At 61.2% G+C, this 14,274-nt stretch carries 14 protein-coding genes; 4 read left to right on the forward strand and 10 right to left on the reverse strand.

What is annotated here, in order from left to right; genetic code table 11:
- Positions 1 to 31: 31 nt before the first annotated feature.
- Entirely contained in the window at positions 32 to 385 is a 354-nt protein-coding gene (locus ASD95_RS17120; protein ID WP_056726097.1) for a putative quinol monooxygenase, read from the reverse strand.
- 431 nt (positions 386 to 816) lie between these two features.
- Between ASD95_RS17120 and ASD95_RS17125 the strand changes: the two genes are divergently transcribed.
- A complete protein-coding gene (locus ASD95_RS17125; protein ID WP_056726098.1) occupies positions 817 to 1,746 on the forward strand; it encodes an AraC family transcriptional regulator in 930 nt (309 codons plus the stop codon).
- A gap of 153 nt (positions 1,747 to 1,899) precedes the next feature.
- Here ASD95_RS17125 and ASD95_RS17130 read toward each other — a convergent pair whose 3' ends face one another.
- From ASD95_RS17130 to ASD95_RS17155, 6 genes are all read right to left on the reverse strand, one after another.
- Positions 1,900 to 2,955 carry an ABC transporter ATP-binding protein gene (locus ASD95_RS17130; RefSeq protein WP_008052508.1) on the reverse strand — a complete coding sequence of 352 codons (1,056 nt, stop codon included), beginning with the start codon at positions 2,953 to 2,955 and terminating at the stop codon, positions 1,900 to 1,902.
- A gap of 18 nt (positions 2,956 to 2,973) precedes the next feature.
- Positions 2,974 to 3,819 carry an ABC transporter permease gene (locus ASD95_RS17135; RefSeq protein ID WP_056726099.1) on the reverse strand — a complete coding sequence of 282 codons (846 nt, stop codon included), beginning with the start codon at positions 3,817 to 3,819 and terminating at the stop codon, positions 2,974 to 2,976.
- A complete protein-coding gene (locus ASD95_RS17140) occupies positions 3,816 to 4,724 on the reverse strand; it encodes an ABC transporter permease (RefSeq protein WP_056726100.1) in 909 nt (302 codons plus the stop codon). Before ASD95_RS17140 ends, ASD95_RS17135 begins: the two co-directional genes overlap by 4 nt.
- Positions 4,725 to 4,871: 147 nt before the next feature.
- Positions 4,872 to 5,975 carry an extracellular solute-binding protein gene (locus ASD95_RS17145; RefSeq protein WP_007978499.1) on the reverse strand — a complete coding sequence of 368 codons (1,104 nt, stop codon included), beginning with the start codon at positions 5,973 to 5,975 and terminating at the stop codon, positions 4,872 to 4,874.
- A gap of 217 nt (positions 5,976 to 6,192) precedes the next feature.
- The gene (locus ASD95_RS17150) at positions 6,193 to 7,641 is read right to left on the reverse strand and encodes an aldehyde dehydrogenase family protein (RefSeq protein WP_056726101.1); all 1,449 of its coding nucleotides are present in this window, start codon (positions 7,639 to 7,641) and stop codon (positions 6,193 to 6,195) included.
- Positions 7,638 to 9,275, reverse strand: a complete 1,638-nt coding sequence (locus ASD95_RS17155; RefSeq protein WP_056726102.1) for a 5-guanidino-2-oxopentanoate decarboxylase — start codon at positions 9,273 to 9,275, stop codon at positions 7,638 to 7,640. The genes ASD95_RS17150 and ASD95_RS17155 overlap by 4 nt, the downstream gene beginning before the upstream one ends.
- Positions 9,276 to 9,434: 159 nt before the next feature.
- Here ASD95_RS17155 and ASD95_RS17160 point away from each other — a divergent pair, with 159 nt between their 5' ends.
- Positions 9,435 to 10,316, forward strand: coding sequence for a LysR substrate-binding domain-containing protein (locus tag ASD95_RS17160; protein WP_056726103.1), 882 nt, complete (start codon positions 9,435 to 9,437; stop codon positions 10,314 to 10,316).
- A 102-nt stretch (positions 10,317 to 10,418) separates the two neighbouring features.
- On the opposite strand, the gene ASD95_RS17165 is transcribed toward ASD95_RS17160, so the two are convergent.
- Together ASD95_RS17165 and ASD95_RS17170 are read right to left on the reverse strand one after the other, a co-directional pair.
- Complete coding sequence (locus tag ASD95_RS17165) at positions 10,419 to 11,033, reverse strand: NAD(P)-dependent oxidoreductase (protein WP_056726104.1); 615 nt, start codon at positions 11,031 to 11,033, stop codon at positions 10,419 to 10,421.
- A gap of 46 nt (positions 11,034 to 11,079) precedes the next feature.
- The gene (locus ASD95_RS17170; RefSeq protein ID WP_056726105.1) at positions 11,080 to 11,958 is read right to left on the reverse strand and encodes an MBL fold metallo-hydrolase; all 879 of its coding nucleotides are present in this window, start codon (positions 11,956 to 11,958) and stop codon (positions 11,080 to 11,082) included.
- Between the two features lie 114 nt (positions 11,959 to 12,072).
- On the opposite strand from ASD95_RS17170, the gene ASD95_RS17175 reads away from it, so the two are divergent.
- Both ASD95_RS17175 and ASD95_RS29465 read left to right on the forward strand, forming a co-directional pair.
- On the forward strand, positions 12,073 to 12,978 hold the full coding sequence (locus ASD95_RS17175; protein ID WP_201783890.1) for a LysR family transcriptional regulator: 906 nt from the start codon (positions 12,073 to 12,075) through the stop codon (positions 12,976 to 12,978).
- Positions 12,979 to 13,139: 161 nt separating this feature from the next.
- A complete protein-coding gene (locus ASD95_RS29465) occupies positions 13,140 to 13,316 on the forward strand; it encodes a hypothetical protein (protein WP_020799474.1) in 177 nt (58 codons plus the stop codon).
- Positions 13,317 to 13,324: 8 nt separating this feature from the next.
- Here the strand turns inward: ASD95_RS29465 and ASD95_RS17185 are convergent, their stop codons facing one another.
- On the reverse strand, positions 13,325 to 14,221 hold the full coding sequence (locus tag ASD95_RS17185) for a helix-turn-helix domain-containing protein (RefSeq protein ID WP_056726108.1): 897 nt from the start codon (positions 14,219 to 14,221) through the stop codon (positions 13,325 to 13,327).
- Positions 14,222 to 14,274 lie beyond the last annotated feature (53 nt).

Consider the following 14,274-nt stretch of genomic DNA (forward strand, 5'->3'; position numbering starts at 1 on the left):
CTGGCTGATTGAGAATGCCGTCATTAAACCCTCAACCGGCCAGTTTGTGTACCGCCACTTCGGACTGTCCCAGAGCCTGCGCCGCCGAGACATCCTTGAAGGTGTGGAAGTCCAGGCTGTTGACCACCAGCTCCTGCACCAACTCGGCAAAAATCTCCATCGCCGGCGTGTTGAAGTACGCGGTCATAGCCTGTTGATTGCTCCAGAAACCGGACACCAGCCACAACTGCGGATCGCATTGCGAATGCTGCAAGGAAAAGCTCAGGCAGCCTGGCGCTGCACGGGACGGTTCGATCAGGGCGCTGAGGCGCACACCGAGTTCCGCCGAACGCCCGGCGCGCGCTCGAACGAAGGCCATATGACTGACGGGGATTTGCGTGGACATGTTCAACCCTCCCGGGGAGTCGCGTGGCAGCCAGGGGACGGGCTGCGACAGGATCAAAGGTTAAGGGTCGCGACGCCTTTCTCGTTAGTCGATTCCTGCCGGTGCGTTGCACAATCCTGCGAAACTGCATGACAAGCCTGTAACAAGCTGTAAAACACTGTCACGATTTTGCCATACGAGCTTTGTGTAGGAGCTGCCGAAGGCTGCGATCTTTTGACTTTCACTTTCAAAATCAAAAGATCGCAGCCTTCGGCAGCTCCTACGGGGTTATCGGCGTTAGTTCAAGCGCGCCTGTGCGTTGGCCGTGCTTGGGTACGAAACCAACCCCAGGCAGAATCAGGCAAGCATCCGGCAGGATGTGTCTACCGCTGCCGCTTGCACAAACTTATGCTCTGCACCACTCCCTCCATGCCTTGCCGAGGATGCCTCGCATGTCGTCGCTCGATCACTTTCAAGCCCCGCTGGACACCGACATGGAAAAGCAGCGCGCGGAACTGGCGGCCATCATCCGCCGCAACACCGCCGAAGATGGCAGTTATGCCACGGCCATTGGCTCGCTGTTCATGTCCCGCCACAGCCAGTCCCACGAGTTCGCCCCGGTTCTGGCGCAACCGGCGCTGTGCATCATGGCCCAGGGGCGCAAGGAAGTTCAGTTGGCCAACGAGTACTTCAACTATGACCCATTGAACTACCTGGTGGTCTCGGTCTCGATGCCGCTCAGTGGACGGGTGGTGGATGTCTCGCCTGAGGAACCGATCCTGGCCCTGCGCCTGGACATCGACCCGACGGAAATCACCGCACTGATCGCCGACGCCGGCCCCCTCGGCGTGCCCACCCGGCCGGCCGGGCGCGGGCTGTATGTCGAAAAACTCGACACCGCGATGCTTGATGCGGTGCTGCGTCTGGCACGGTTGCTGGACACGCCGAAAGACATCGCCATGCTGGCGCCGCTGATTCGCCGGGAGATCCTCTATCGACTGTTACGCAGCAAACAGGGACATAGGCTGTACGAAATCGCCATCGCCAACAGTCAGAGCCATCGCATCAGCCAGGCGATCAAATGGCTCAACGGCAATTTCGAACAGCCGTTGCGCATTGATGATCTGGCCAAGGAAGTGAACCTGAGCGTGTCGACGCTGCATCATCGTTTCAAGGCGATGACGGCGATGAGCCCGTTGCAGTATCAGAAGCAGCTGCGCCTGCAGGAAGCACGGCGGCTGATGCTGGCCGAAGGGCTGGAGGCTTCGGCGGCAGGGTATCGGGTCGGGTATGAAAGCCCTTCGCAGTTCAGCCGGGAGTACAGCCGATTGTTCGGGGCTCCGCCGTTAAGGGATCTGGCGCGGTTGCGGTTATCGGTTTGAGCTTGTTTCTTTGCAAGCAGTGCCGGCCTCATCGCGAGCAAGCTCGCTCCCACATTGGATCTCCTGCGAACACAATACTTGTGAACACTTCAGATCTACTGTGGGAGCGAGCTTGCTCGCGATGAGGCCAGCACAAACAGCATCAAATCCGGATCAAGCCCCAAGTACCCGGCAAGCCTCCACCGGCAAGGTCACCGACACCGGATGCCCAACGCTCAAGCCAAAGCCCTGGCACGGCGTGCTCAGCGCGGTAAAGGACACCCCTGAACACTCCACCGTGGTCTCGATAGTCGCGCCGATATCGCGCACGAAGGTCACTTTGCCCAGCAGGCGGTTGCCCGCCGTCGCTTGTGGCGCTGACAGTTGCAAGTCTTCCGGGCGAATCAGCATCTTCACCTTTTCACCGACCACGATGCTGCTGCAGATCGGTACTTGCAGCGCATCGCCGCCCGGCAGGCTGACCTTGCCGTTACCCAGCGCCGTGGCCGGGAAAATGTTGCCCGAGCCGATGAAGTCCGCGACGAACTCGTTGGCCGGGTGCCGGTAGATCTCGATCGGCGTACCCACCTGCTGCACCTTGTGTTCACCCAATACGACCACGATATCGGCCATGGTCATGGCTTCACGCTGGTCGTGGGTCACCATGATGGTGGTGATGTTCAGGCGTTGTTGCAGTTGACGGATTTCCACCTGCATCGACTCGCGCAGCTTGGCGTCCAGCGCTGACAGCGGTTCGTCGAGCAGGAGAATTTTCGGGTGTGAGGCAATCGCCCGGGCAATCGCCACGCGCTGGCGTTGGCCGCCGGACAGCTTGGCCACCGGGCGATTGATCATCTGCTGCAGCTGGATCAGTTCCAGCAATTCCACCACCCGCGCCTGTTGGTCAGCCTTGCTGACTCCACGCAATTTCAGCGGATAGGCGATGTTCTCCCCGACTGTCATGTGCGGGAACAGCGCCAGGGACTGGAACACCATGCCGAAGTTGCGCAGGTGCGCCGGGGTGTTGCCGATGTCTTCGCCATCCAGGCGGATCTCGCCGCCGGTCAGGGTTTCAAGGCCGGCGATCATGCGCAGCAAGGTGGTTTTGCCACAACCCGAAGGGCCGAGGAAACACACCAGTTTGCCCTCGGGCAAATGCAGGTTCACATCCGTTACCGCGCAGGCCGAGCCGTAATGTTTCTCGACGTTTTCCAGAATCAGACCAGACATGTGAATCACCTCAAGAAATCAGAACGAAACGCCACCTTCACCAACCAGCTTCTCCAGCGCCCAGATCAGGACGAAGTCGATCAGCACGATCAGCACGGCAAACGAAAATACGGTTGGGTCGAGCGAAGACACGGTGCGGCTGTACATCCAGATCGGCACGGTCATGACGTCGATGGTGTAGAGGAAGTAGGTCACGGTGAATTCGTTGAACGAGACGATGAACGCCAGCAGCATGCCCGCCAGGATCCCCGACTTCATCAACGGCACCACCACATCGACAATCGCCCGCAGCGGTGAAGCGCCGAGCATTTGCGCGGCCTCTTCGACTTCGCTGCCGATGGAAAGCATCGCCGCCGTGCAGTTCTTCACCACGAACGGCAACGCGAGGATCACGTGGGCAATCACCAGGCGCGAGGTGGTCATGTGGAACGGCAGGCTGTCGAACACCAGCAGCAACGCCAGGCCCAACACCACCATCGGGAACACCAGCGGCAACGACATCAGTTGCAGCGCCACGGCCTTGCCACGGAACTCGCAACGGGTCAGCGCGTAGGCCGCCGGCACCGCGATGATCGTGGCGAAAATCATGGTCAGGCACGACACCAGCAGGCTGGTGGACATGGCCTGGCCGAGGCTCAGGACGTCACTGGCGTCCGGCGACACGAAGGTGTGCCAGGCGGCCTTGTACCATTGCAGGCTGTAGCTGCTCGGCGGGAAATCGAGGTTCGACGCACCGCTGAACGACATCACGATCATGGTCAGAATCGGCAACACCGCCAACAGCAGGATGAAGCCCGAGAGGATGCCGGCAAACTTGCCGGTATCACCCGGCAACAACTGGCGCTTCTTGATCAGGGTACTCATTGCGAAGCCTCCAGCATGCGGCGACGGCGGCCAGTGATGTATTCGGACAGGGTCATGATCGCGAGGGTGGTGACGATCAGCACCACACCGGCAGCGGATGCGGCGGGCCAGTTCATCAGCGGGGCGATCTGGTCATGCACCATCACCGCCAGCATCGGCACGCGCCGGCCGCCGAGCAGCAAGGGCACCACGAAACTGCTGGCGTTGTAGGCGAACACCAGGGTCGCGCCGGTAATGATCCCCGGCAGGCTCATCGGCAACACCACTTGGCGGAACACTTGGAAGCGACTGGCGCCAAGGGTGGCGGCAGCTTCTTCGTAACTGCGGGCGACGCCGCGCATGGCGCTGGCAATCGGCAACACGGCCAGCGGGAAGGCGGTTTGCACCAGGCCCATCAACACGCCGTTCTGGTTGTACAACAGCATGATCGGGCGCTTGATCAGGCCCAGGCCCATCAGTGCCTGGTTGAGCATGCCGCCAGGGCCGAGGATCACCAGCCAGCCGTAGCTTTGCAGCAACAGGTTGACCAGCAAGGGCAGCAACACCGCCGCCAGGAAGATCCGCCGCACGAACGGTGAGGTCAGGCGCGACATGGTGTAGGCCACCGGGATCGCCAGGATCACTGCGATCACCGCGCTGATCAGCGCCAGGCGCAGGGTCAGCATCAGCGACTTGAGGTAATAGGGTTCCAGCAACTGGGCGTAACTGGCCAGGCTGAACCCGGACCATTCCGCGCCCTTGGTGCCCACGCTCATGCGCAGTACCAGCAGGCTCGCGGCGATCAGCACGCCGAGAAACAGCATCGACGGCGTGAGGAAAAGCCAGGCGCGCGTCGTTGGCGAAACACCCCGAGCGGCGCGCACGGGGGCGGCACTCACCGGATGAGTCAGAGGTTGGTGTTCCATAGCAAAGGGTCTCGTCAATGGAAGATCAGAAATATCAGCCTGTACGGCCCCCCTGTAGGAGCTGCCGCAGGCTGCGATCTTTTGATCTTTTTCAGAGCTACCGAAGAGCAGGATCTAAAGATCGCAGCCTTCGGCAGCTCCTACGGATCAGGAAGAAAAGATTTCCGTGTAACGACGAATCCATTGGTCATGCACAGTCGCCAGGAAGGCGTTGTCGTGCATGATCGCTTTCTCGGCAATCTGCTCCGGCGTGAGGATGTACGGGCTCTTGCGTGCTTCGGCGGAGATGATCGCCTTGGCGTTGACCGGGCCGTTGTAGATGTCTTCAGCCATCTTGCCCTGCACCAGCGGGTCCAGGGAGTGGTTGATGAAGGCGTAGGCCATATCGGTATCGCCCGGACGGTTCTTCGGCATCACCGACAGCATCAGGTCGGTGTAGAAACCTTCCTTCATGCCGAACGTGGCGCCCAGGCCGTAGTTCGGGTCGCGGATCTGTTTCGGGAAGAAGGCCGGTGCGTACAGGCCACCCATGTCCAGGGAACCGGTGCGGAACAGTTCGGCGATCTGGTTCGGGTTTTCGCCCAGGGTCACCACACGATCTTTCAGCTCGGCGAGTTTCTTGAAGCCAGGCTCGATGTTGTGTTCGTCACCACCGGCCAGTTTGGCGGCGATGATGATCAGGTCCATGGCCTCGGTCCAGTTCGGCGGCGGCAGGAAGATGTTTGGCGCCGCGTCGGCATCCCATAGGGAGGCGTAGCTGGTCGGGGCTTCTTTCTGGGTGCGGGTGCTGTAGACCAGGCTGTTGCACCACAGCAGGTAACCGATACCGTGGCCATTGGCGCCGGTGCGGTATTTCTCCGGTACATCGACAAGATTTGGAATGCGGTTGAGGTCGGGTTTTTCCAGCAGGTTGGCGGCGGCCAGACCTTCGGCGCCGACGCCTGCCAGGGTGATGATGTCGTACTGCGGACGATCACCGCCGGCCTTGAGCTTGGCGACCATTTCCGAGGTACTGCCGGTGCGGTCGGCGATGACCTTGCAGCCGTACTTGTCTTCAAACGTCGCGGCGATGTTGCGCAGTGCGGCCAGGCCGGTGTCGTCGGACCAGGTCAGCAAACGCAGGGTCTTGCCGGCAAAACGTGTGTCGCTGGCATTGGCCTTGATGAACGGCATGCTCATGGCTGCCGCTGCAACCGAGGCTACGCCTACGGTCTTGATAAATTGACGTCTGTTCAGATCATGCTCGCCCATTACGGACTCCCTTTGTTTTTGTAGGTATAAGGCAGGTCGAAACTGTTGCATCCGCGCGACCGGACCAGCGTTAGCCCTCGTATTTTCGGGGGCTTGGCTGAGCCAGCGAGTTCATCCTGAGGTCGTGTAAAACACCTGACTATCGATAAAAACTCATTGAAGCCATGACGCCAGCGCATGCCTCAACGCGAGGCATGCACTCACCTTTTTCGTGCCTTCAGACGGCCCGGATCACGTGTTTGATTTCCTGGAAAGCCTGCAAGCCCCACGGCCCCAATTCACGGCCGATGCTGCTCTGTTTGTAGCCACCCCAGGCGGTCTGCGGGAAGATCACCTGCGGCGCATTGATCCACACAAGCCCCGCCTGCAAAGCGTTGGCGACACGGTCAGCGGTCTGTGCATTGCGTGTCACCACACTGGCGACCAGGCCAAACTGGCTGTCGTTGGCCAGGGCAATCGCCTCGGCTTCAGAGGCGAAACGGCGTACGCAGATCACCGGACCAAAAATCTCTTCATTCCACAGCGCACTGCCCTGGGGCACGTCGGTAAACACCGTCGGCTGCAAAAAATATCCGCGCGGCAGGTCTGCCGGGCGATTGCCACCGCAAACCAGCTTGGCGCCGGCACTCAAACCGCGATCGATGTGACCGAGCACGCGCTGGTATTGCGCCTGATTGACCAGCGCGCCCATTTCCACGTCCGGGTCGAACGGGTCGGCCACGCGAATGGCTTCGGCACGGGTCTTCACTCGGCTCAGGAATTCATCGGCCAGTTCATCGGCGACCAGCACGCGGCTGGTGGCGGAGCACATCTGCCCGGCGTTGAAGAAACCACCGCCACAGGCCACTTCCACCGCCAGGTCGAGATCGGCATCGGCCAGTACCAGCAGCGAGGATTTTCCGCCCAGTTCCAGGCTCACGCCCTTGACGGTTTCCGCCGCCCGCTGCATGACCTGCACGCCGACCGCATTGCTGCCGGTGAAGGAAATTTTCGCGATGCGCGAGTCAGCCGACAGGGGCGCGCCAACCGCAAGACCAGTGCCGCACACCAGGTTGAACACGCCTGCCGGCAACCCGGCTTGCGCGATGATCGCTGCCAGTTCCAGCTCCGGCAGCGGCGTCACTTCCGAAGGCTTGAGCACCACGCAGCAACCGGCGGCCAGGGCCGGGGCGAGTTTCCACGCGGTGGTGACCATCGGGAAATTCCACGGCACGATCAGGCCGACCACACCGCACGGCTCGCGGCGCAAACGTGCGCTGAAGTCGTCGGTCGGCAGTTCTATCGCGCAGTCTTGTTTGGCATCCAGCCCTTCGGCGAGACCGGCGTAATACTCGAAAGTGGCGATCACGTCATCGACATCAATCGCGGCTTCGAACTGCGGCTTGCCGTTGTTGCTCGACTGCAAGTGCATCAGCTTTTCACGATTGGCCTGCACCCCCACGGCGATTTTGCGCAGGATCGCGCCGCGCTCGGCGCCCGTGGTTTTCGACCAGTCGGCGAACGCCTGGGTCGCGGCGCTCACCGCGTGGTCAACGGCGCGCTCATCGCCGCCATTGACGGTGGTCAACAGGGCTTCGGTCGCCGGGTTGATCACCCGCAGGTGTTCGTTGCCGGCCGACCATTGGCCGTTGATGTACAGGCCATCCAGGGTCGTAGGGAAAGTCATTTCGACACCGCCTGCATCCACTGGGTCTGGTCGATTTCAATCAGGGTCGGGCCCTGGCGATCGGTAGCCACACGCAATGCGCCACGCAGTTGCTCGACGCTGCTGACCGCTTCGGCGGCGCAACCCAATGCCTTGGCCACACCGATGAAGTCCGGGGTGTAGATGTCCACGCCCACCGGCTCGATGGCACGGTTGACCATGTACTTCTTGATCTCTTCGTAGCCCTGGTTATTCCACAGCAGCACGATCACCGGGGTGCGCGCTTCAACGGCGCTGGCCAGTTCCGGCAGGGTGAACTGCAGGCCACCGTCGCCGATCAGGCACACCACCGGAGGCCGCGCACCACCTTCGACGCTGCCACCCAACCAGGCGCCAATCGCCGCCGGCAGGGCGTAGCCGAGGGTGCCGTAACCGGTGGACGAGTTGAACCAGCGACGCGGACGCTCCGGGTTGAACGTCAGGTTGCCGGTGTATACCGGTTGGGTCGAATCGCCGACGAACACCGCGTCCGGCAATTCCTGCAGAACGGTTTCGAGGAAGCGGGTCTGGGCGAGGGTCGGTGCATCCCAGGTCGCGGCCAGGTCTTCACGCAGACGGGCGGCACGTACCTGGCCCCAATCGTTGCGGCGCTCGGCCAGGGATTTGTGCGACAGGGCGCTGAGCAAAGCCTGGGCGGCGTTGCGCGAGTCGGCCACCAGTGCCACGTGCGGCGGGTAGTTGCGCACGGTCTGGTCCGGGTCGATATCGACGCGCAGCAACTTGCCAGGAATTTCGAAGCCACCGGCGAAGGTCACGTCGTAGTCGGTTTCGGCCAGTTCGGTGCCGATGGCCAGTACCACGTCGGCCTCGGCAACCAGTGCACGGGTGGCGACCAGGCTCTGGGTCGAGCCGATCAGCAGCGGGTGGCCGGAGGCGAGCATGCCCTTGGCATTGATGGTCAAGGCGACTGGCGCGTCCAGCAATTCTGCCAGCTCAGTCAACTCGACGGCCGCGTCGATGGCGCCGCCACCGGCGAGGATCAGCGGACGCTTGGCACCGGCCAGCAATTCAGTCATGCGCGACACGGCGCTCGGCGAAGCGCCAGCGCGGTCGATATTGACCGGCAGGCTGCTGAGCAAGTCGTCGGCTTCTTCAACCAGGACATCCAGCGGAATTTCAATGTGCACCGGACGCGGACGACCCGCCTGGAACAGCGCGAAGGCGCGGGCCAACACACCCGGCAGCTCGGAAGCCGACATCAGGGTGTGGGAGAACGCCGCGACACCGGCACACAGTGCGCCCTGGTTCGGCAACTCATGCAGCTTGCCGCGACCGCCGCCCAACTGGCTGCGCGATTGCACGCTGGAGATCACCAGCATCGGGATCGAATCGGCATAGGCCTGGCCCATGGCGGTGGTGATGTTGGTCATGCCAGGGCCGGTGATGATGAAGCACACACCCGGTTTGCCGCTGGTACGGGCGTAGCCGTCGGCCATGAAGCCGGCGCCCTGCTCATGACGCGGCGTGACGTGGTTGATGCTCGAACGGGCCAGCCCGCGATACAGCTCCACGGTATGCACCCCCGGAATGCCGAACACCTGCTCGACCCCGTAGTTTTCGAGTAACTTGACCAATACTTCGCCGCACGTCGCCATGTCTTTGCCCTTTTTGTTCGTTTGAGACGCCGGGCGTGCGCTGTGTTTATGATGGATTCGCAGGCCCGGGAATGGCCTCATTGGAACGGGCGACAGGTAGCCGCAACAATGGATAAAAAGTCATACTAGCCATGTCCTCACGTCATACCTTGGATCCCAATGAAACGACTGCCTCCCCTGCCGGCGCTGCACACTTTTCTGATTACCGCGCAGTGCTGCAATTTCACCCGGGCCGCCGAACAGCTGCATATCACCCAGGGCGCGGTGAGTCGGCAGATCGCCGGGCTGGAAGATCATCTGGGTTATGAGCTGTTCATCCGCCTGGCCCGAGGCCTTGCCCTGACAGCCGAGGGACGGGAATGGCTGCCACGGGTGCAGCAGATTTTCGGCCTGATCGACGAGGCCGTTGAACAGATCGGCGAGAAGCGCGAAACCCTACAGCTCAAGGCACCGACCTGCGTCATGCGCTGGTTGCTGCCGCGTCTGTTGCAATGGCAAAGGGAACGCCCGGACGTGCCGGTGGAACTGACCACCACGGTCAAGCACGGGGTGGATTTTCATCGCGAGCAATTCGATGCAGCGGTGATGTACGGCGCACCGCCGGACGATTCATTGATGTCGCAAAAACTCTTCGACGAACAACTCACGCCGGTGTGTTCCAGACCGATGCTCGAAGGCCCCATGCCCCTGCAGAGCCCGGCCGATCTGCAACAGCACCTGCTGCTGCACCCGACCCGAGACGAGCGGGACTGGAAGGCCTGGTTGAAAGCGGCGAATGTGCATTTGACCAATGTCGGCAAGGGCCAGCATTTCGAAACACTGGACCTGGCGATGTCGATGGCGTCCCAGGGAACGGGGGTGGCGATTGGCGACTGGTCGCTGATCGGCGATGACCTGAACGCCGGGCGGCTGGTCATGCCATTCGACTTGAAGGTGACGACAGGACTGGCGTATTACCTGGTATTCCCCGAAAAACCCGGGCCTTCGCCGAAGTTGCGTGAATTGATGGGCTGGTTGGTGGAGCAGGCGCAGTCGCGTTGAACCACGGTATCTGTAGGAGCTGCCGCAGGCTGCGATCTTTTGACTTTGATTTTCAAGATCAAAAGATCGCAGCCTGCGGCAGCTCCTACATGGATTGCGGTGTTAGTACCCGACTGTAAACCGCTGCCGTGAATGCTTCGGCGCTTCCACTTCGTCGAGCATTGCAATCGCGTAGTCGGCAAAGCTAATCCAACTGCGCCCTTCGCTGCTCACCAGCAAGTCATCCTGACCGAGGCGGAATTTCCCCGTGCGCTCGCCCTCGACAAATTCTGCCGATGGCGACAGGAAGGTCCAGTCCAGATCCCGTTCTTCACGCAAGCTGGCGAGGAATTCGGCACCCGCGCCGGCCTCTGCCTTGTAGGCCTCTGGGAAACCTTCGCTATCGATCACTCGAGTGCCATCGGGCAATAGCAGTGAACCCGCCCCGCCCACCACCAGCAGGCGTTTAACCCCGGATTTTTTCACCGGACCAACGACTGCGTCGGCAGGTAGCGTGGCGAAATGCGCCGCGCTGATAACCACGTCATGGCCCGCAATCGCAGCTTGCAACGCAGCGGCATCAAGGGCATCGACGGCCTTGCCGGCCACACCGTCACGCGGGTCGATTTTCGATGTATCGCGGGCAATGGCGGTAACGCTGTGACCGCGGCGCAGGGCTTCTTCCAGCAGTTGGCTACCGGCACGACCGGTGGCACCGATGATTGCGATTTTGCTCATGACGTTCTCCAGTGGGTTGAGCTTCTAGGATTTCAGTTGAGGCGGGTTACCACTTCATCTCGCCCTTGGCGACCTTGGCGCTCAGCTCCAGGGAGCTTTCATCTTCCAGGGTCGGGAAGCGCTTTTTCATCGCCGCGATCAGCGCGGCGGAATCCTTGGCCTTGGCGGTTTCCTCGTCGAAGGCCTTGATGTATGCGGCGGTGAACTGCACGGCGGCCAGGGAGCGATCGCTCTCGCCAAGGTAATGACCCGGCACCACGGTCTGCGGTTTCAGGGTTTCAATGGAGTGCAGCGTAGCCAACCAATCGGCATGGGACTGTGGCGTTTGCGTGTCCGCCATCCACACGTGGATGTTTTGCGCCACCACGACACCACCGACCACGGCCTTGAGCGACGGAATCCACACAAAGCTGCGATCCGGCTGCGGGCCCTCAAGACCAAGCACCTGCAACTTCTGCCCTTCAAGGATCAGGCTGTCACCCTTGAGCACGTCCGGCACGATGGTTTTGGCCGGCACGTCCGCACCCATTTTCGGGCCCCAGAACGCCAGTTTGCCGTCGACGGTTCGCTTGATGTGGTCGACGGTCGGCTGCGAGGCGAGGACCTTCGCCTTGGGGAACGCAGCCGTCAGGGTATCGAGGCCGAAGTAGTAATCCGGATCACCGTGGCTGATGTAGATGGTGGTCAGTTGCTTGCCGCTGGCGCGGATTTTTTCCACCACCTGCTCGGCCTGGGATTTGCCGAATTGCGCATCCACCAGGATCGCTTCTTTCTCGCCACTGACCAGCACCGAGGTCACCGGGAAGATCGCTTTATCACAGGGGTTGTAGACATCCAGCGTCAAGGTCGAGGCGGCTGCATGGGCGGCGAAACCGAGGGCGACGCCTGCCAGCAAAATGCGCTTTAAAGTGGTGAAACCGATCATCTGTTGCTCCGTTGTCCGAATGCCTTGCTTGGCGATGGAACAGAGCTTAGTTGCCTGACTCAGTACAAAAAATGCGATGCTTGAACATAGTTTGTTTCTGAAAGCGGGCAAATCATGGATCGTCTTCAAGCAATGCGCGTGTTCGTCACGGTGGTCGACCTCGGCAGCCAGTCGGCCGCCGCCGATCATCTGGAGCTGTCACGGCCGGTGGTGTCGCGGTATCTGGCGGAACTGGAAGACTGGGTCGGCGCGCGCCTGATGCATCGCACCACACGCAAGTTGAGCCTGACCGCTGCCGGCACCGAGATCCTGCCCCGCTGTCGGCAGATGCTCGACTTGTCCTCCGACATGCAAGCCGCCGTCAGCGAACCGGATGACGCACCGCGCGGCCTGCTGCGGATCAGCGTCAGCACCTCCTTCGGCCAGGCACAACTGGCCGATGCCATGGCTGCGTATGTCCGGCGCTACCCCGGCGTCAGCATCGACATGCAGATGCTCGACCGCACCGTGAACCTGGTGGATGAGCGCATCGATCTGGCGATCCGCACCAGCAACGACCTGGACCCGAACCTGATCGCCCGCCGCCTGACGGTTTGCCGCTCGGTGATCTGCGCGTCCCCCGCTTACCTGCGTGAGCACCCGGTGCCGCAACGGGTCGAGGACCTGAGCCTGCACAACTGCCTGACCCACTCCTACTTCGGCAAAAGCCTGTGGCATTTCGAGCAGGACGGCGAGCAGGTTTCTGTACCGGTGCAGGGCAACATCAGCGCCAACGAGGCCAGCACGCTGCTGCGCGCAACGATCGCCGGTGCCGGGGTGGCGATGCTGCCCACCTACCAGGCCGGCGTGCACATCCACAGCGGCGAATTGATTCGCCTGCTGCCGGCGGCGGAACCCCGGCAAATGAATGTGTATGCGGTGTATGCCTCGCGCAAGCACATGCCGACGGCGTTGCGCAGCTTGCTGGATTTTCTGGTGCTTAGATTTCCGGAAGAACCGGAGTGGGATATCGGGTTGTAACACCGCCCCCCTGTAGGAGTTGCCGAAGGCTGCGATCTTTTGATCTTGCTTCTTAAAATCAAAGTCAAAAGATCGCAGCCTTCGGCAGCTCCTACACAACTCACCGGCGCTGACCTATGCTCAAAGTAATACCGAAAGGTATTCGTTCAGAGGTCAACGCCATGAACATCAAAACAAGAAGATACCTCGCGATTTTCATCACCTGCGCGGTCACGCTCGGGCTGTATGGCGCTGCGGCCTGGCGCGTCGAGCAACTGCGCAACCTGCCCCGTGAAGCGGCGAGTTGCAACTTCGAACGCTGCATCCCCCACAACGCCACCCTCAACGCCCTCCGATAACGAAGGGGTCAGGCTTCGTTGTCCTGATCGGCCTTCAGGCGGTCGCGGAACGCCTTGGGCGAAATCCCCACACGACGCCGGAACAGGCGCGTGAAGTTGGTCGGATCGGAAAACCCCAACACGTCGGACATTTCATAAATGGTCATGCTGGTGTAGGTCAGCAAACGCTTGGCCTCCAGCAATTGACGTTCGTGCATGATCTGCAACGCCGGTTGCCCCGCCAGCTCACGACAGGTGCCGTTGAGGTGGGATACGGAAATCCCCAGCCGATGGGCCAGGTCCTCGACCTTGACGTGCTGGCGATAGGTCTCTTCCACCAGCTGAATAAAGCCGTTGAGGTATTCCCGGGCCCGCTGCGGTCGCGCCATGGCGGTGCGGCGCTGGATCACCTGGCGGCTGACCCACACCACGATCACACTGACCAGCGAATGCATGAGCATTTCCCGCGCCGGTTGATGGCTGGTGTATTCGTTCTGCAAGGCGCTGAACAGGCTGTTGAGGTACTCGGCGTCCTTGCCTGCCGGGTAGCTTTCGGACTGGGCCAGGGCATTGACCGATTGCCCCAACTGTATCTGCAGGTGGGCGATCAGCGGCGCGGCCAGGGTCACGACAAACCCTTCCACATCCTCGGAAAAGCGAAAGCCGTGCACTGACAGCGGTGGCAGGATCTGGATTGCCGGTTCCACCAGTTGCGTTCGCTTGCCTTCGATTTCAAGCTCGGCCTGACCTTTGAACACGAAGAGCAACTGGCACAAATCAGCGTGGCGGTGAGGTTTGATTTCCCAATGATGTTCGCGACTGCGTTTGGAAATGGTTTCACAGTGCAGCAAGTCCGGGGTCGGCCAATCCAGGCTTTCACCGTAGAGCTTGAACACCGGAATCGAAGGCAGGTCAGGCTTGTTCATCACTTCAATCCAGGCCTCGGAGTAGATGGCGGGCGATAATCGCACCGATTGGC

The sequence above is a fragment of the Pseudomonas sp. Root71 genome (assembly GCF_001429045.1).
Lineage (GTDB): Bacteria > Pseudomonadota > Gammaproteobacteria > Pseudomonadales > Pseudomonadaceae > Aquipseudomonas > Aquipseudomonas monachiensis.